The following is a 16,058-nucleotide window of genomic DNA, read 5'->3' as shown; positions in this document are numbered from 1 at the left end:
GCCGGACATCCGTGTCGGCGAACCTTGGCTCTTGGCCGAAGGCGCGCAACCTAACTCATGCGTGATCGGCGTGCCAGAGCACTTCTTGAGAAAATTCCGACCGCCGGTAAGGCATTGATTTTGACGTCATTTCGCTGTCACCAAAACGTCATATTGCATTGCAATGATGCGGCTCAGGTGAATCTGCAAATCCCGCAACAGACGCCTTTCTTGCAGCGAGACTTCATGAACCACAGCCTGGATATCAGCCATCGCGATCCTGATCTGTTTGGCCTGCTTTACGGCTTCCGTTTTCGCCCGGGCGAGCGCGGGCGCGAAGTGGATTCGGCGACCGCCCTGCGCTGCCTGCAGGACGACAGCGACAGCGACGAATTCCTCTGGCTGCACCTGAACCTCGCTCATGCCGCGTGCGAGCGCTGGATGAAAAGTCATCTGCAATTGCCCCAGGAATTTTTCGAGGCGCTGCATGAAGGTTCGCGCTCGACCCGCATCGAGCATGTGGATTCGGCACTGCTGGCGGTGGTCAACGACGTGGTGTTCAACCTCAGCAGCATGGTGTCGTCGGACGTGTCGACGCTGTGGGTTTGCGTGCGCAGCAAACTGATTGTCAGTGCCCGCCTGCAACCGCTGCATTCGGTGGACAAGCTGCGTTCATCGGTGAAGGCCGGCGAGTGCTTTCGCTCACCGTCGGAATTGCTCGTGCACCTGCTGCGCGACCAGGGCGAAGTGCTGACGCAGATCGTGCGCAAAACCAGCATGAGCGTCGATCAGGTCGAGGACGAATTGCTCTCTTCGCGGCTGTCGACCAACCGCGCCGAACTCGGCGCCAACCGCCGGGTGCTGGTGCGTCTGCAACGGCTGCTGGCGCTGGAGCCGGGTTCGCTGCTGCGCCTGCTCAACCGACCGCCGTCATGGTTGCAGAAGGAAGACGTCAAGGAGCTGCGCAAGTCCACCGAGGAGTTCGCGCTGATCATCAACGACCTTACGGCCCTCGGCGAGCGGATCAAGCTGTTGCAGGAAGAGATCGCCGCCAACCTCAACGAACAGAGCAACCGCACCCTGTTCACCCTGACCGTGGTCACGGTGCTGGCGCTACCGATCAACATCATTGCCGGTTTCTTCGGCATGAACGTCGGCGGTGTACCGCTGGCCACCGATCCGGAAGGGTTCTGGATTCTGGTGGCGCTTGTGGCCACGTTCACCGTGATCGCCGGGCGCTGGGCGTTTCGCAAGCGCGGGGATTATTAGGACCGGCGGCGCGTCTAATCCACCGAACACTGATCTGCCGCAGTCTCTCTGTAATATTTAGCAACGATCATGGGCGACACTCCTTCCCTCGCTCAGGATTGTCCTCCCATGGCTACTCCCTCCCTGACCGCCAGCCCGGCCCCCGCTTCCAGCGGCAGGCCGGCGCTCGACAAAAAAACCGGCCCCTTCACTTACGTGGTGTTCTTCGCCGTGCTGGCCATGGGGATGCTGTTCACCGCCTACAGCCTGATGCACGACATGCACGAACTCGGCACGGTGGTCACCACCTGGACGCCGTTCCTGCTGCTCGGCGTGGCGCTGTTGATTGCACTGGGTTTCGAGTTCGTCAACGGCTTCCACGACACCGCCAACGCCGTGGCCACGGTGATCTACACCCACTCGCTGCCGCCGAATGTGGCCGTGGTCTGGTCGGGTTTCTTCAATTTCCTCGGCGTGTTGCTTTCGAGCGGCGCGGTGGCGTTCGGCATCATCGCGCTGTTGCCGGTTGAGCTGATTCTGCAGGTCGGCTCGTCCGCCGGTTTCGCGATGATCTTCGCCCTGCTGATCGCCGCGATTCTGTGGAACCTCGGCACCTGGTGGCTGGGCCTGCCGGCCTCGTCGTCGCACACGCTGATCGGTTCGATCATCGGCGTTGGCGTGGCCAATGCCCTGATGCACGGTCGCGATGGCACCAGCGGTGTGGACTGGGCCCAGGCCACCAAGATCGGTTACGCGTTGCTGCTGTCGCCGCTGGTGGGTTTCGGTTGCGCCGCGCTGTTGCTGCTGGCCCTGCGCGCGTTCGTGAAAAACCGCTCGCTGTACAAGGCTCCGGAAGGCAATACCCCGCCGCCATGGTGGATTCGCGGCCTGCTGATCGCCACCTGCACCGGCGTGTCCTTCGCCCACGGTTCCAACGACGGCCAGAAAGGCATGGGCCTGATCATGCTGATTCTGGTCGGCACCCTGCCGATGGCTTATGCGCTGAACCGCACCATGCCTGCCGATCAAACGTTGCAGTTCGCGGCGGTGGCCGAAGTCACCCAGCAGGCGCTGGTGAAAAGCGCCCCGCTGCCGGCCCCGGCCGATCCGCGTCCGGTGCTCTCGGATTACGTGCGCAGCAAGGAAGCCACGCCGCAACTGATCCCGGCCCTCGCCGCGCTGACCGGGCACATCGGTGAGGAAGTGAAAGGCTACGGTTCGCTGTCGAAAGTCCCGGCCGAGGCCATGGGCAACGTGCGTAACGACATGTACCTGGCCAGCGAAACCATTCGCTTGATGGACAAAAACAAGGTCGGCACCTTCGACGCCGACACCACCGGCAAACTGCAATTGTTCAAGCAACAGATCGACAACGCCACGCGGTTCATTCCGCTGTGGGTGAAGATCGCCGTGGCGATTGCGTTGGGGCTGGGCACCATGGTCGGCTGGAAGCGGATCGTGGTCACGGTCGGCGAGAAGATCGGCAAGACCCACCTGACCTACGCCCAGGGCGCATCGGCGGAAACCGTGGCGATGCTGACCATCGGCGCCGCCGACATGTTCGGTCTGCCGGTGTCGACCACTCATGTGTTGTCCTCGGGCGTGGCCGGGACCATGGTCGCCAACGGTGGCGGCCTGCAGATGAAGACCATCCGCAATCTGCTGATGGCGTGGGTGCTGACCTTGCCGGCGGCGATTCTGCTGTCGGGCAGTCTGTACTGGCTGTTCACCCAGATTTTCTGATCGACCCGAATCCCTGTGAGAGCCTTTGCTCCCACAGGGATTTTTCGGCAGGAATCAGAGCGTCGAACGAATCAGATCCCCCAGCCAATCCATGAACACCCGCACCCGCAACGGCAGATGCCGCTGCCGCGCGTACAACAGTGAAATGCCCATCGCCGGCGCGGTGTATTGCGGCAGCACCGTCACCACCTCTCCGGTGTCCAGATAAGTATTCATCCCGGTGCGCGGCACCTGGATCAGACCGAATCCCCCAAGACACGCCGACTCGTAGGCATCGGTGCTGTTGACCGTCACGCTGCCGGCCATCGGCACGCGGTGGACCTGCCCGTCCTGCTCGTAGACAAACCCTTCCGATCGCGAACCCAGCACTCCGACGTAATGCACCAGCCGATGCTGTGCCAGGTCTTCCAGCGTCTGCGGCACGCCGTAACGCTCAAGATACGCGGGGCTGGCGCAGTTGATCATGCTGAAGTCCCCCAGATGCCGCGCGACCACCGATTGGTCGGGCTGCGCGCCGATGCGTACCACGCAATCGAAACCTTCGGCGAGCAGGTCGACCCGGCGATCGGTGCTGCTGATTTCCAGCTCCAGATTCGGATGCCGGGCCATGAATTCCGGCAACTTCGGCATGATCAGCCGCCGCGACAGAATGTTCGGCATGTCGACCCGGATCCGCCCGGTCAGCGACGCTTCGTCCTGACGGAACAGGTTCTCGATTTCGTCCATGTGCGACAGCAGATCCTTGCTGCGCTCGTACAGCGCGAGGCCGTCCTGAGTCGCCTGCACCCGGCGCGTGGTGCGTTGCAGCAGACGCGTGCCGAGCAGGGTTTCCAGTGCCTGCACCTGCTCGGACACCGTCGAGCGCGGCAGCCCCAGACTCTCCCCCGCCATCGTGAAACTCGACAATTCGCTGACCCGGACGAAGGTGCGCAGCAGTTCCAGTTTGTTCATGGGCCACCTGTTGATTGTTCGGTATGACCGACCAGTGATTCCGGTTTGAGTCTGTTTATCACCCCACGGCGGATAAATAAACTTTGCTGCATCAACCGTCACGCTCTCGAGGAAATCCCATGAACCGCAAAATCGCATTGATCACCGGTGCCAGCCGTGGCCTCGGCAAGAACGCCGCCCTGCACCTCGCCGCCCAAGGCGTGGACATCATCGGCACCTACAACAGCCGCGCCGATGAAGCGCAATCGCTGGTCGAGGAATTGAAAAAACTCGGCGCCAACGCCGTGATGCTGCAACTGGACGTCGGTCGCAGCGAAGGTTTTGCCGATTTCGCCGTGCGAGTCGAACAGGCACTGCAACAGCTCGGACGGCCGCGCTTCGATTTCCTGATCAACAACGCCGGGATTGGTGTGCATGCCTCCTTCGCCGACACCACGCCGGAGCAGTTCGACCTGCTGATGAATGTGCAGTTGAAAGGGCCGTTTTTCCTGACTCAGCAACTGCTGCCGCTGATCAACGATGGCGGGCGGATCATCAACATCTCCAGCGGCCTGGCCCGTTTCACCCTGCCGGGTTATGCCGCCTATGCAGCGATGAAAGGCGCGATGGAAGTGCTGACCCGTTATCAGGCCAAGGAGCTGGGTGCGCGGCAGATCGCCGTGAATATCCTGGCACCCGGCGCCATCGAGACCGACTTCGGCGGCGGCGCGGTGCGCGACAATTCGGCGCTGAATGCGATGGTCGCCAGCAACACCGCGCTGGGCCGTGCCGGGCAGCCGGATGACATTGGCGGTGCACTGGCGCTGTTGCTGTCGCCGGGGGCGCAGTGGATCAACGGTCAGCGGATTGAAGCGTCGGGCGGGATGTTTCTCTAAGCCCGAACAAAATCCGGACAAAAAAAATCGCAGCCCTCACAGGCTGCGATTTTTTGTTTTCAGTTCTGGCAGACGCTGCGCATCACCAGCCGCTCGCGCACCATGTCATAACCCCAGTGGTAGATGTAGGTGTACGGCAGGAAGAACAGCAGCACGCCGATATCGAGCAGGAACGCCTGCCACAGGCTGACCGACAGCCACCAGGCAATCAGCGGCACGCCCATCACGATCAACCCGCCCTCGAACAGCAGCGCATGCGCCACCCGCACCCAGGCGTTACGGGCGATGTTCCAGCGCTTGAGCAGCCGGTCGAAGAAGCCGTTGAACACCACGTTCCAGCCCAGGGCCAGCAACGCGACGGCAATGGTGACGGCGCCCATTTCCACCAGCGGTTTGCCCATGATCCACGCCAGCAACGGCGTACAGATCAGGATCGCCAGCAGTTCGAAACCGATGGCCTGGAAGATACGTTCAGTGATGGATTTGTTGGCAGTCATGGCCGAAGTCCTCTGTGAAGATGGTTGCCATGATCCAGCACCGCACCGATACTTCATAACCAATAACCATCGATCAAGGCGATAGTTCATGGCCTCTCAGGAAGTGTTGCTGGCGTTTGTCCAAGCGGCCACTCAGGGTTCTTTTTCGGCGGCGGCGCGCAAACTCGGGCGCAGTCAGTCAACCGTCAGCGCGGCCGTCGCCAGTCTGGAAATCGATCTGGACCTGGTGCTGTTCGACCGCAGCAGCCGCAAACCGACCTTGACCCCGGCCGGCCACGTGATGCTGCAACGGGCCGAGGCGATTCTGGCGGCCACCAGCCGACTGGAAATGACCGCCCGGCAATTGGCCCAGGGCGTCGAGCCGAAACTTACGGTGGCGATTTCCGACACTTATCAGTCCGACCGTTTCGAAGCCGCGTTGGTGGGCTTCGAGCAGCGCTATCCGGATCTGGAGCTGGAATGCCTGATCGCCGAGTGCGATGACCTGATCGAACTGGTGCAACGTGGGCGAGCGCATCTGGCATTCGCGGAGATGCAGGACAACTACCCGCCGGACCTGGCGACCGCGACCGTCGCCGAGCGTACTGAAATCGCCTTGTTCGTTGGTCGAAACCATCCATTGGCGACGCAGGAGCCCGTCGATCAAACGGCCCTTGAGCAGCACCGCGAGCTGCGTCTGGCCACCATCGTCAATCCCTATGACAGTCGCGGCAAGGGTCGGGTGTGGTCGGCGCCGAGTTATCTGATGCTGCTGGAGATGGCCCAGAAAGGCTTCGGCTGGGCGCCACTGCCGCGCTGGCTGGTGGAGCATTTCGGCAATGACTCGCTGGTGGAACTGAAGGTGCGCGGCTGGCCAAAACCGGTGTTCGTCGATGCCCTGTGGTCGCGGCTGTACCCGCCGGGGCCGGCGGGGAGCTGGTTGCTCAGCAAGATGCTGGAATAGCTCAGGCCGCCTCGATGGCGGCCGGGCGGTTCACCTGAAAATACTCATGCAACCCGCGCATCGTCGGCAGTTCCAGCGCTTGCGCCGCATAGCACAACCCCACCCGCCGGGTCGGTGCCGGCAGGTGCAGCGCACGCACGACGATTCGTTCATGCCCGCTCACCAGTGACTGCGGCAACATTGCCACGCCGACACCTGCCGCCACCATGTGCAACGCCTGTTGCAATGAACCGGCATGTCCCGCCACCGCTTCCGGCGAGCGCCCGTACAGCGCCATCAACCGCTGATGCGAAGGATGTTGCGGGCAGGTGATCCAGTCTTCGATCGGCGCCCAGCCGGTCTGCGCGTTGGCCATCGGATGATCGAGGGGAAGCGCCATCACATAGGATTCTTCCCACAGCGGCAGGAACAGTTCGTCCTCACAGCACATTTCCTCGACCGCCAATCGACCATCGCCGTGACAGCCTTCCTCCAGGGTCAGCAGCAGATTGGGCAACGCCTGATGAGCCATGCGCACAAAGGCTTCGATGTGGCTGGCGGCGATGTCGCCTTCGATGCCGAGGGTCAGCGGCGCACGGTTTTCGCGGCCGCGAAACATCCGGCTCAGCGCCTCGGACTCGGCCACCATCCGCCGCGCCTGCGGGTACAGCAGACGCGCTTCGTCGCTGACCTCCACACCACGGGGCTGCCGCAAGAACAGCGTCGCACCGAGTTCTTCTTCCAGCTGTTTGATGGTCACCGACAACGTGGGCTGACTGATGAACAGCCGTTGCGCGGCGGCAGTGATGTTGCGTTCCTCGAATACCGCAAGGAAGGCTTTGAGATGACGGATATCCATAGGAGATTCCGATAGCAGACAGAGGAATAAGGCATTTTTCAGCCTACAGCGGGCTAAATATACTGCGTCCCGAATCTGGTTATTTGTTTTTCTTATCTCAGGAGTTCAACCATGAGCAAGCCATTGATCATCATCACCGGCGCCAGCTCGGGCATCGGCGAAGCCACCGCCCGCCGCTTGAGCGCTGCCGGCCATCCGCTGCTGTTGCTGGCGCGCCGCATCGAACGCCTCGAAGCGCTGGCCCTGCCGAACACCCTCAGCCGCCGCGTCGACATCACCGACCGCGCCGCGCTGCTGGCCGCTGTGGCCGAGGCTGAAGCACAGTTCGGCCCGGCCGATGCGCTGATCAACAACGCCGGGGTGATGCTGCTGGGCGAGATGAGCAAACAGGACCCGGCGCAGTGGGACCAGATGCTCGACGTCAACGTGAAGGGCCTGCTCAACGGCGTGCACGCGGTGGTCGCCGGGATGATCGAGCGTAAGCACGGCACCCTCATCAACGTCAGCTCGGTGGCCGGGCGCAAGACGTTCCCGAACCATGTGGCGTATGTCGGTACCAAGTTTGCGGTGCATGGGTTGTCCGAGAACCTGCGTGAAGAGTTGTCGCCGCACAACGTGCGGGTGACCACGATTGCGCCGGGGGCGGTGGAGACCGAGTTGTTGAGCCACACCACGGATGAGGCGATCAAGACCGGGTATCAGGCCTGGAAGCAAGACATGGGTGGCACGGTGCTGAGTGCCGAGGATGTGGCGACGGCGATTGCCTATGCGTATGGGCAGCCGCAGGGGGTTTGTATTCGGGAGATTGTGATGGCGGCTACTCGGCAGCAGGCCTGATCCCATTTTTTCAAGGGCGATTGCTCGGAGTGAGTTCCTGCAATCGTCCTTCGATAAACCTGCGTTCCGGCTCCTGCCGGGTCAGTTCCAAGGCTCGCCGGTAAGCCACCCTCGCCTCCTCAACCCGCCCCAACTGCCGACAAAACTCCGCCCGCGCCGAATGCGCCAGGTGGTAGTCCTGCAATTCCCCTCGGTCCAGAATCCCTTCAATCAAGGTCAACCCCGCCAACGCCCCGTCACGCTTGGCCACCGCCACCGCCCGGTTCAACTCGATCACCGGCGACGGCACCGCCCGCAGTAACACGTCATACAGCCCGACGATCTGTTCCCAGTCCGTCTCTCCTGCCGTCGGCGCTTCGGCGTGCACTGCCGCAATCGCCGCTTGCAGGCAGTACGGCCCGAAGCGTCCGGTGGTCAGCGCCCGCTCCACCAGTTCACAGCCTTCGGCAATCAGCTCGGCATTCCACAATCCGCGATCCTGATCATCCAGCAGAATCAACTCACCGCTTGGCGTCGACCGAGCCGAACGCCGCGACTCATGCAACAGCATCAATGCCAGTAAGCCCATGACTTCCGGATCGGGCAACAACTCCAGCAGCAGACGCCCGAGACGAATCGCCTCACGGGTCAAATCCTCGCGAGTCACCTGTGCGCCGCCGGACGCCGAATAGCCTTCGTTGAACACCAGATAAATCACCCGCAACACGCTATCGAGGCGCTCGGGCAATTCGTTCAGGCTCGGGACTTGATAAGGGATTTTCGCGTCGCGGATCTTCGCCTTGGCGCGCACGATGCGCTGGGCAATCGCCGCCGGGGCCGAGAGAAATGCACGGGCGATTTCTTCGGTGGTGAGGTCGCAGACTTCGCGCAGGGTCAGCGGCACTTGCGCGTCCGCCGCCAGCGCCGGGTGGCAGCAGGTGAAGATCAGGCGCAGGCGATCGTCTTCCACGTCTTCAACGTCCCATTCGGACTGTTCCAGCTCTTCCAGTTGCGCCAGCAGCAACGGCTGCGAGGCCTTGAACCGTGCGCGCCGGCGCAACACGTCGATCCCCTTGAAGCGCCCGGTGGACACCAGCCACGCCCGTGGATTGTCCGGCACGCCATCCTGCTGCCAGCGTTCGACCGCGACGAAAAACGCCTCGTGCAAGGCTTCTTCGGCGAGGTCGAAATCGCCGAGCAGACGGATCAGGGTCGCGAGGATCCGCCGCGAGTCTTCGCGGTAGACCTGCGCGACCCGGGTCGCGACCTCAGACATTCAACTGCCGCACGGGACGCACTTCGACGCTGCCGACCCGGGCCGCCGGAATGTTGCCGGCGACCTGAATTGCTTCGTTGAGGTCCCGCGCGTCGATCAGGTAGAAACCGGCCAACTGCTCCTTGGTCTCGGCGAACGGGCCGTCGGTGATCGACAACTTGCCGTTGCGCATGCGCACCGTGGTGGCGGTCTGCACCGACTCCAGCGCTTCGGCGGCGACCATCCGGCCGCTGCCCTGGATCGACTCGGCGTAGGCCCAGCACTCGGCGTCTTCCGGGCTGTCGGGCGACGAATGCAGCAGGCGCTCATCGCTGTAGACCAGGCATAAATACTTCATGGCGTTCTCCTGAATCGGACGGATCAACTATGGCTGAAGATCAGGGTTTCGCATCGAACAGCGTCGAGCCGGTCATCGGATCGAACGGTGCCGACCAGTGTTCGTGGGCAATTTTCCACGCTCCGCCGACCAGCCGGTAGCAGGCGGTGGCGCGCATCCAGCAACTCTGGGTTTCACCCTTGTCATTGGTGCCGCCGCAGTTGGCGACCCAGTGGGCGAAGGCGATGTTGTCCCCGGTCTCGATGACGATTTCGTGGAACTCGAAAACGTGCGGGCCGGGGCACATTTCCATGCAGGCGATCCAGTGGGCGCGGTAGGCCTCCTTGCCCTTGAATTGCAGGGCCTTGATCGCATCGAACGAGAGGATGTCGTCGGCGTACAGGGTCATGACCTTTTCCACGTCCTTGGTCATGACGGCCTGACGGTAAGTGTCGATGATGGCTTGAATCTGCGCTTGCGTACTCATGGGTTTCTCCCTGGTTTTTGTTGTGAAGACACCCTTTGTCGTTCGGCGACTGGCCGGATCGACAGTTGAAACAAAAAAATTCCGAAGAAGACAAAATCGCTAGAATCCGAGGTTCATCTTTGTAGGAAAAAGGAAATTCCCGTGTCAGCCCGACTCGTGCCTTACGAAAGCCTGAACGCCACCCAACGCCAGCAGGTCGAGGCCATTGAAATCCACGCCGAGCAGATCAAATTCTCCGGCGACATCCACGGTGCCCTGCACACGCTGCTGTCGAAACCCGGACCCGGCGTGAAAGGTTTTGCATTGCTCGCCGAGGAGGTGCCGGTGGCGTTCCTGCTGCTCAAGCGTCCGCCGGTTCTGCCGGAATGGGCCGATGAGCACAGCGCGACCCTGCACGCGCTGCAGGTCGATCATCGGGCTCAGGGCAAGGGTTACGGCAAGGCTTGCCTGCTGGCGTTGCCGGACGTTGCGCGCCAGGCCTGGCCGGAGATCAAAGGGCTGGAACTGTCGGTGGACGCCGACAACGACGCCGCGATTGCGCTGTACGCCAAGTACGGTTTCGTCGACAGCGGCGAAGCGTACAAGGGGCGCATCGGTTACGAGCGCCGCATGGGACTGTTTTTCTAATCGTCGAGGGAGCAACGATGATCGATTCAATCGAAGCGCTGGAAGCCATTTACGGACTGCCCCACGAACGTGCCGTGCGCAAGCAGATCGGTTTTCTCAACGAGGACTATCAGGCAATGGTCCGGGTTTCGCCGCTGGTGATTGTCAGTTCGGTGGGTGCCGATGGCATCGACGGTTCGCCGCGCGGTGATGCCCCGGGGTTTGTGCGGATCATTGACGAGCGCACCCTGGCCCTGCCGGATCGTCCGGGCAACAACCGCATCGATACCTTGCGCAACGTGTTGCACGATCCGCGGGTATCGCTGCTGTTCATCATTCCGGGGATTGGCGAGACGTTGCGGGTGAACGGCACCGCAACTATCAGCGCTGATCCGGAGTTGCTGGAAAGCTTTTCGGTGAACGGCAAACCGGCGCGCACGGTGTTGCTGGTGACGGTAGAGGCGGCGTTCTTCCATTGCTCGAAAGCGTTTGTGCGTTCGGATGCGTGGAATCCGCAAACCCATTTGCCGCGCTCGGCGCTGCCGACAGCGGGCGCGTTTCACAAGCGTCTGAATGATGGGCAGTTCGATGCCGAGGCCTATGATCGCGAGGCCCCGGCGCGGGTGCGTGAAACGCTCTACTGAGGTTTTTACAGCGTCAGGATCATCTCGTGCCACGCCATCCCGCCGTGATCGGACTCGGACGGTTTGATGTAGGCGAAACCGAATCCGGCGTACAGCGGGATGTGCCGTTCCTTGCACATCAGGTGAATCGTCGCCTTGCCCTGGGCGCGCATGCGCTCGATGAACTCGCCCAGCAGGCGCTTGGCCAGACCCAGGCCCTGATAATCCGGGTGCACCACTACCGACATGATCACCACGTTCGGCCCGGCCGGGTCGTGGCCGATCAGTTCCTTGAACGCCTCGTCGGACATCTGCACCTCGAACGCCGCGCCGGAGTTGATGAAGCCGGCCACTTGCCCGTCCACTTCGGCGACGATGAAACCGTCCGGCCAGGTGGCGATGCGCGTGGCGATCTTCTCGCGGGTCGCGGCTTCGTCGCCTTCATAGGCGAGGGTTTCGATGGCGTAGCAGCGATCCAGATCGGCGGCGGTGACGTGGCGGATGACGGTGTTCATGGCGGCTCGAAATCAGTGAAAACAAGGACGCCAAGGATAAAGGAATAAGGTGTTCATATCGATCCGCACGGGCAGCGTAAAGCCTGCGTATAAGCGCTTTTCTTCGCAATCGGGACGGTCTATTCCTGAACACTGTCTCTGATCACCCGAAGGGGAAACAGCTTATGAGCAGCGTGGAAATCGGTTTGTTGATGGTGTTGGGCATCAGCTTCTTCGGCTTCATCACCCTGGGCATCGACCTGTTGCGGGCGCGACGGATCAAGGGCAAATAGGCTTGAACGGCAGCGCGAAACAGGTTCGCGCTGCCGGTTGCCCATCAGGTTTTCTTTTCGACCGGGACGCAGATTTCCAGCTTGCCGGTTTTCAGCTTCGGGTTGAAATCGGCGCTGTAGCGTTCCAGCTCCGGAGCATTCAGCCCCTTGTATTCGGAGGCCGGCAGCCAGGTTTTGTAGATGTACTCAAGGGTTTGCGGCAGCAGGTCGAGCGAACCCTTGTGCTCAAACACCGCGTACTGGCGCGGGAGGATTTCGATCCACGGATACTTTTCCTGCGGGAAATCATCCAGCTTCCTTATTTCGACCCCGGCCATGTAATCGAAGCCGCCGTTGCCGTCAAAATTGCTGCACACGCCATAGGTCACTTCACCCTTCTGCCCCGGAATATTTCCGATGTGCGGGATGAGTTTTTCCCACAGCGCAGGGATGTCCTGGACGGTCTCTTTGGTAAAGCGATCGCGAAAACCTGCAATCAGCAGGAAGTGTCCATGTTCGAAGCGAGGTTCAGCCACTTCGACGCGTTTTTGCTCATCCATGACTCGACTCCTTGGAACGAAAAAAGTGGGTTCGGCTGGGAGTATAGAAGCCAAACCCGATTCGCACATTTACAGCGTATGCAGCGCTTCGGCGGCGCCGGAGCCGACGAATTCGTTGTAACCGGATACGATCACGTAGACCGCGAAATAGCAGAAGATCGCCGCTGATGCCATGTAGGAATAGCGCAACAGCTTGTCGCCCAGCAACTTGCCGCCATGGCTCGCCGCAAAGCACAGCCCCGCCGACCACAGCAGACCGGCACACAGGAAACCGCCAAGAAACAGTGCCGAACTGAGCGGACCGCCGCCACCGGAACGGGCGATCAACGTGCCGCCCACCGCCGCGAACCAGAGGATGGCGCTCGGCGACGACATGGCGAGAAAGATCCCGCGGAAGAATTCCTTGCGATGGGAGTTCTGGCCGACTTCGGCCGTCGCCGCCAGTTGCGCCTCGTGGTGGATCGCCGAATAGATCATTTTCGCCGCGAAATAGATCAGCAGCGCCGACCCGCCGATCCACAACACCCAGCGCACGGTTTCGTATTGCAGCAGAACGGTCATTCCGGCCAGCGCCAGAACGGCGTAGATCAGGTCACCGACGCAGGTGCCGAGGCCCAGGGCAAAACCCTGAAAATAGCCGCGCTGCATGGCCAGGGTGATCATCGCGATGTTGGCCACGCCGATGTCCAGGCACAGCGAAAGGCTCAGCAAGAAGCCGCTGGTGAATTCCATTGACCGTTTTCCTTGGGAAAAAATTGTTGTCGTGCACGCTGGACAGTCTGCCATCGCTGCCCTTATCTTCCGCCACAGGTCACCGCAGTGACCAGCGTCGCTCGGACGGTTCCGGGCGCTTACGTTATCCGAGGCAACAATGGCTGAACAAGGTTCGCCGCGCCGCTTTGCGCGCATAGATCGACTCCCCCCTTACGTTTTCAACATCACTGCCGAGCTGAAGATGGCCGCCCGACGTCGTGGCGAAGACATCATCGACTTGAGCATGGGCAACCCCGACGGCGCCACGCCGCCGCACATCGTTGAAAAACTGGTGCAGGTTGCACAACGCGAAGACACCCACGGTTACTCCACGTCCAAGGGCATTCCGCGCCTGCGCCGGGCGATTTCCAACTGGTACAAGGACCGCTACGAGGTCGACATCGACCCGGAAAGCGAAGCCATCGTCACCATCGGTTCCAAGGAAGGCCTGGCGCACCTGATGCTGGCGACCCTGGATCAGGGCGATACCGTACTGGTGCCGAACCCGAGTTACCCGATTCACATCTACGGTGCCGTGATTGCCGGCGCCCAGGTGCGGTCGGTGCCGCTGGTGCCGGGCGTGGACTTCTTCGATGAGCTGGAACGGGCGATTCGCGGCTCGATCCCGAAACCGAAGATGATGATCCTCGGCTTCCCGTCCAACCCCACCGCGCAGTGCGTGGAGCTGGATTTCTTCGAACGGGTGATCGCCCTCGCCAAACAGTACGACGTGCTGGTGGTGCACGACCTGGCCTATGCCGACATCGTCTACGACGGCTGGAAAGCCCCGTCGATCATGCAGGTGCCGGGCGCCAAGGACATCGCGGTGGAGTTTTTCACCCTGTCCAAGAGCTACAACATGGCGGGCTGGCGCATCGGTTTCATGGTCGGCAACCCGGAGCTGGTCAGCGCCCTGGCGCGGATCAAGAGCTACCACGACTACGGCACTTTCACCCCGCTGCAGGTGGCCGCGATTGCTGCGCTGGAAGGCGATCAGCAATGCGTGCGCGACATCGCCGAGCAGTATCGTCAGCGCCGCAACGTGCTGGTCAAAGGCCTGCACGAACTGGGCTGGATGGTCGAAAACCCGAAAGCCTCGATGTACGTCTGGGCGAAGATTCCCGAAGCCTACGCGCACCTCGGTTCGCTGGAATTCGCCAAGAAGCTGCTGGCCGAGGCCAAGGTCTGCGTCTCGCCGGGTGTCGGCTTTGGTGAGTACGGCGACGATCACGTGCGCTTCGCGCTGATCGAAAACCAGGACCGGATTCGCCAGGCGGTCCGCGGGATTCGCGGGATGTTCCGGGCGGATGGCCTGGGCACCAAGTAACTCGCGAACTGCACCCACAAAAAAACCGCATCGCTGCGGTTTTTTTGTGTCTTGCGTTCGAGGTTAAACGAACAGCGACAGCAACAGAATGAAGCCCAGGCCAACCACCGACAGGATGGTTTCCATCGCGGTCCAGGTCTTGAAGGTCTCGGCCACGGTCATGTTGAAGTACTGCTTCACCAGCCAGAAACCGGCGTCGTTGACGTGGGACAGGATCAGGGAACCGGCACCGGTGGCCAGCACCAGCAGCTCACGGTTCACGCCCGGGATCATCCCGACTACCGGCACTACAATGCCTGCGCCAGTAATGGTCGCCACGGTGGCCGAACCGGTCGCGATGCGGATCACCGCCGCCACCAGCCATGCCAGCAGGATCGGCGAGATCTGCGCGCTGACCGCCATGTGGCCGATCACGTCGCCCACGCCGCTGGTCACCAGCATCTGCTTGAAGCCACCGCCGGCACCGATGATCAGGATGATCGCGGCGGTAGGCGCCAGGCTCGCATCCAGCCACTTGAGCATCTGCTGGGAACCGATGCCCTGCTTATGGCCGAAGGTGTAAAGCGACAGCAGCAACGCCAGCAGCAGTGCCGAGATCGGGTGACCGATCATGTCCATCCAGGTGCGGAAGAAATGACCGTCCGGCAGCGCCACGTCGGCGAAGGTTTTCAGCAGCATCAGGAACACCGGCAGCAGCACGGTGACCAGGGTGATGCCGAAGCTTGGCAGTTTGGTCGAATCGGTTTCACGGGCCAGTTGATCGACCAGTTCCTGATTCGGCGTGCCCGGAATGTGCTTGGCGATGAACGTACCGAAGATCGGACCGGCAATGATGGCGGTCGGCAGCGCGACGATCAGACCGTAGAGAATGGTCTTGCCGATATCGGCACCGAACACGCCGATGGCCAGCAGCGGGCCCGGGTGCGGTGGCACCAGACCGTGCACGGCGGACAGGCCGGCGAGCAGCGGGATACCGATCTTGATGATCGACACACCGGTGCGGCGAGCAACGATGAACACCAGCGGAATCAGCAATACAAAGCCGATTTCGAAGAACAGCGGAATGCCCACCAGGAACGCGGCGAACATCATGGCCCACTGGACTTTGTCCTTGCCGAAGGCGCGGATCAGGGTCTGGGCGATCTGATCGGCACCGCCGGATTCGGCCATCATCTTGCCGAGCATGGTGCCCAGCGCGAGGATGATGCCGACGAAACCGAGCACGCCACCGAAGCCGTCCTGGAACGCCTTGATGATGGTGCCGATCGGCATGCCGGACGTCAGGCCGAGGAACGCGGCGGCGATGGTCAGGGCAATGAAGGGGTGAATCTTGAACTTGGTGATCAGGACGATAAGCCCGATCACCGTGACTACTGCATCAAGCAGCAGGTAGGCGTCATGGGACATGCCAAACATTGGGGGTGTCTCCTGGTTTGTTGTTGTTATTAAAGCGG

Annotated in this window: 18 protein-coding genes; 8 read left to right on the top strand and 10 right to left on the bottom strand. The window is 61.6% G+C overall.

Annotated features, from left to right (window positions below; translation table 11 throughout):
* Positions 1 to 225 precede the first annotated feature (225 nt).
* Both ACKLNA_RS13120 and ACKLNA_RS13115 read left to right on the top strand, forming a co-directional pair.
* Positions 226 to 1,248 (top strand): transporter, encoded by a 1,023-nt coding sequence (locus ACKLNA_RS13120; RefSeq protein WP_085709746.1) that lies wholly within the window; start codon positions 226 to 228, stop codon positions 1,246 to 1,248.
* Between the two features lie 108 nt (positions 1,249 to 1,356).
* Entirely contained in the window at positions 1,357 to 2,970 is a 1,614-nt protein-coding gene (locus tag ACKLNA_RS13115) for an inorganic phosphate transporter (protein WP_134827847.1), read from the top strand.
* 54 nt (positions 2,971 to 3,024) lie between these two features.
* Here the strand turns inward: ACKLNA_RS13115 and ACKLNA_RS13110 are convergent, their stop codons facing one another.
* Positions 3,025 to 3,921 carry a LysR family transcriptional regulator gene (locus tag ACKLNA_RS13110; protein WP_248742514.1) on the bottom strand — a complete coding sequence of 299 codons (897 nt, stop codon included), beginning with the start codon at positions 3,919 to 3,921 and terminating at the stop codon, positions 3,025 to 3,027.
* 119 nt (positions 3,922 to 4,040) lie between these two features.
* Here ACKLNA_RS13110 and ACKLNA_RS13105 point away from each other — a divergent pair, with 119 nt between their 5' ends.
* Positions 4,041 to 4,796 carry an SDR family NAD(P)-dependent oxidoreductase gene (locus ACKLNA_RS13105; RefSeq protein ID WP_408986086.1) on the top strand — a complete coding sequence of 252 codons (756 nt, stop codon included), beginning with the start codon at positions 4,041 to 4,043 and terminating at the stop codon, positions 4,794 to 4,796.
* 59 nt (positions 4,797 to 4,855) lie between these two features.
* Here ACKLNA_RS13105 and ACKLNA_RS13100 read toward each other — a convergent pair whose 3' ends face one another.
* Positions 4,856 to 5,293, bottom strand: coding sequence for a multidrug/biocide efflux PACE transporter (locus ACKLNA_RS13100; protein WP_408986085.1), 438 nt, complete (start codon positions 5,291 to 5,293; stop codon positions 4,856 to 4,858).
* An 88-nt stretch (positions 5,294 to 5,381) separates the two neighbouring features.
* Between ACKLNA_RS13100 and ACKLNA_RS13095 the strand changes: the two genes are divergently transcribed.
* Positions 5,382 to 6,236 carry a LysR family transcriptional regulator gene (locus tag ACKLNA_RS13095; protein ID WP_408986084.1) on the top strand — a complete coding sequence of 285 codons (855 nt, stop codon included), beginning with the start codon at positions 5,382 to 5,384 and terminating at the stop codon, positions 6,234 to 6,236.
* 1 nt (position 6,237) lies between these two features.
* On the opposite strand, the gene ACKLNA_RS13090 is transcribed toward ACKLNA_RS13095, so the two are convergent.
* Positions 6,238 to 7,074 (bottom strand): LysR family transcriptional regulator, encoded by an 837-nt coding sequence (locus ACKLNA_RS13090; RefSeq protein ID WP_408986083.1) that lies wholly within the window; start codon positions 7,072 to 7,074, stop codon positions 6,238 to 6,240.
* A gap of 111 nt (positions 7,075 to 7,185) precedes the next feature.
* Between ACKLNA_RS13090 and ACKLNA_RS13085 the strand changes: the two genes are divergently transcribed.
* Positions 7,186 to 7,911, top strand: a complete 726-nt coding sequence (locus ACKLNA_RS13085; protein ID WP_408986082.1) for an SDR family oxidoreductase — start codon at positions 7,186 to 7,188, stop codon at positions 7,909 to 7,911.
* A 10-nt stretch (positions 7,912 to 7,921) separates the two neighbouring features.
* On the opposite strand, the gene ACKLNA_RS13080 is transcribed toward ACKLNA_RS13085, so the two are convergent.
* The 3 genes from ACKLNA_RS13080 to ACKLNA_RS13070 are packed head-to-tail and all read right to left on the bottom strand — an operon-like array spanning position 7,922 to position 9,969.
* Positions 7,922 to 9,166 carry an RNA polymerase sigma factor gene (locus ACKLNA_RS13080; RefSeq protein ID WP_408986081.1) on the bottom strand — a complete coding sequence of 415 codons (1,245 nt, stop codon included), beginning with the start codon at positions 9,164 to 9,166 and terminating at the stop codon, positions 7,922 to 7,924.
* Positions 9,159 to 9,503 carry a YciI family protein gene (locus ACKLNA_RS13075; RefSeq protein ID WP_007951101.1) on the bottom strand — a complete coding sequence of 115 codons (345 nt, stop codon included), beginning with the start codon at positions 9,501 to 9,503 and terminating at the stop codon, positions 9,159 to 9,161. The genes ACKLNA_RS13080 and ACKLNA_RS13075 overlap by 8 nt, the downstream gene beginning before the upstream one ends.
* Before the next feature lie 40 nt (positions 9,504 to 9,543).
* Positions 9,544 to 9,969: a YybH family protein gene (locus ACKLNA_RS13070; protein ID WP_408986080.1), complete on the bottom strand. Its 426-nt coding sequence runs from the start codon at positions 9,967 to 9,969 to the stop codon at positions 9,544 to 9,546.
* Between the two features lie 141 nt (positions 9,970 to 10,110).
* On the opposite strand from ACKLNA_RS13070, the gene ACKLNA_RS13065 reads away from it, so the two are divergent.
* Together ACKLNA_RS13065 and ACKLNA_RS13060 are read left to right on the top strand one after the other, a co-directional pair.
* Entirely contained in the window at positions 10,111 to 10,596 is a 486-nt protein-coding gene (locus ACKLNA_RS13065; RefSeq protein WP_085683640.1) for an N-acetyltransferase, read from the top strand.
* A 17-nt stretch (positions 10,597 to 10,613) separates the two neighbouring features.
* The gene (locus ACKLNA_RS13060) at positions 10,614 to 11,219 is read left to right on the top strand and encodes a pyridoxamine 5'-phosphate oxidase family protein (RefSeq protein ID WP_408986079.1); all 606 of its coding nucleotides are present in this window, start codon (positions 10,614 to 10,616) and stop codon (positions 11,217 to 11,219) included.
* Between the two features lie 5 nt (positions 11,220 to 11,224).
* On the opposite strand, the gene ACKLNA_RS13055 is transcribed toward ACKLNA_RS13060, so the two are convergent.
* From ACKLNA_RS13055 to ACKLNA_RS13045, 3 genes are all read right to left on the bottom strand, one after another.
* A complete protein-coding gene (locus ACKLNA_RS13055) occupies positions 11,225 to 11,713 on the bottom strand; it encodes a GNAT family N-acetyltransferase (protein WP_085730321.1) in 489 nt (162 codons plus the stop codon).
* 316 nt (positions 11,714 to 12,029) lie between these two features.
* A complete protein-coding gene (locus ACKLNA_RS13050; protein WP_085709681.1) occupies positions 12,030 to 12,524 on the bottom strand; it encodes a GyrI-like domain-containing protein in 495 nt (164 codons plus the stop codon).
* A 69-nt stretch (positions 12,525 to 12,593) separates the two neighbouring features.
* Positions 12,594 to 13,256: a LysE family translocator gene (locus tag ACKLNA_RS13045; RefSeq protein WP_039766147.1), complete on the bottom strand. Its 663-nt coding sequence runs from the start codon at positions 13,254 to 13,256 to the stop codon at positions 12,594 to 12,596.
* Between the two features lie 139 nt (positions 13,257 to 13,395).
* Here ACKLNA_RS13045 and alaC point away from each other — a divergent pair, with 139 nt between their 5' ends.
* A complete protein-coding gene (alaC, locus tag ACKLNA_RS13040; RefSeq protein ID WP_114885004.1) occupies positions 13,396 to 14,604 on the top strand; it encodes an alanine transaminase in 1,209 nt (402 codons plus the stop codon).
* Between the two features lie 63 nt (positions 14,605 to 14,667).
* Here alaC and ACKLNA_RS13035 read toward each other — a convergent pair whose 3' ends face one another.
* Positions 14,668 to 16,020 (bottom strand): GntP family permease, encoded by a 1,353-nt coding sequence (locus ACKLNA_RS13035; protein ID WP_119427898.1) that lies wholly within the window; start codon positions 16,018 to 16,020, stop codon positions 14,668 to 14,670.
* Between the last annotated feature and the right edge of the window lie 38 nt (positions 16,021 to 16,058).

It is taken from the genome of Pseudomonas sp. UV AK001 (assembly GCF_046097675.1).
Classification (GTDB): Bacteria; Pseudomonadota; Gammaproteobacteria; order Pseudomonadales; family Pseudomonadaceae; genus Aquipseudomonas; species Aquipseudomonas kribbensis.
This window is presented reverse-complemented; position numbering and strand designations above follow the sequence as displayed.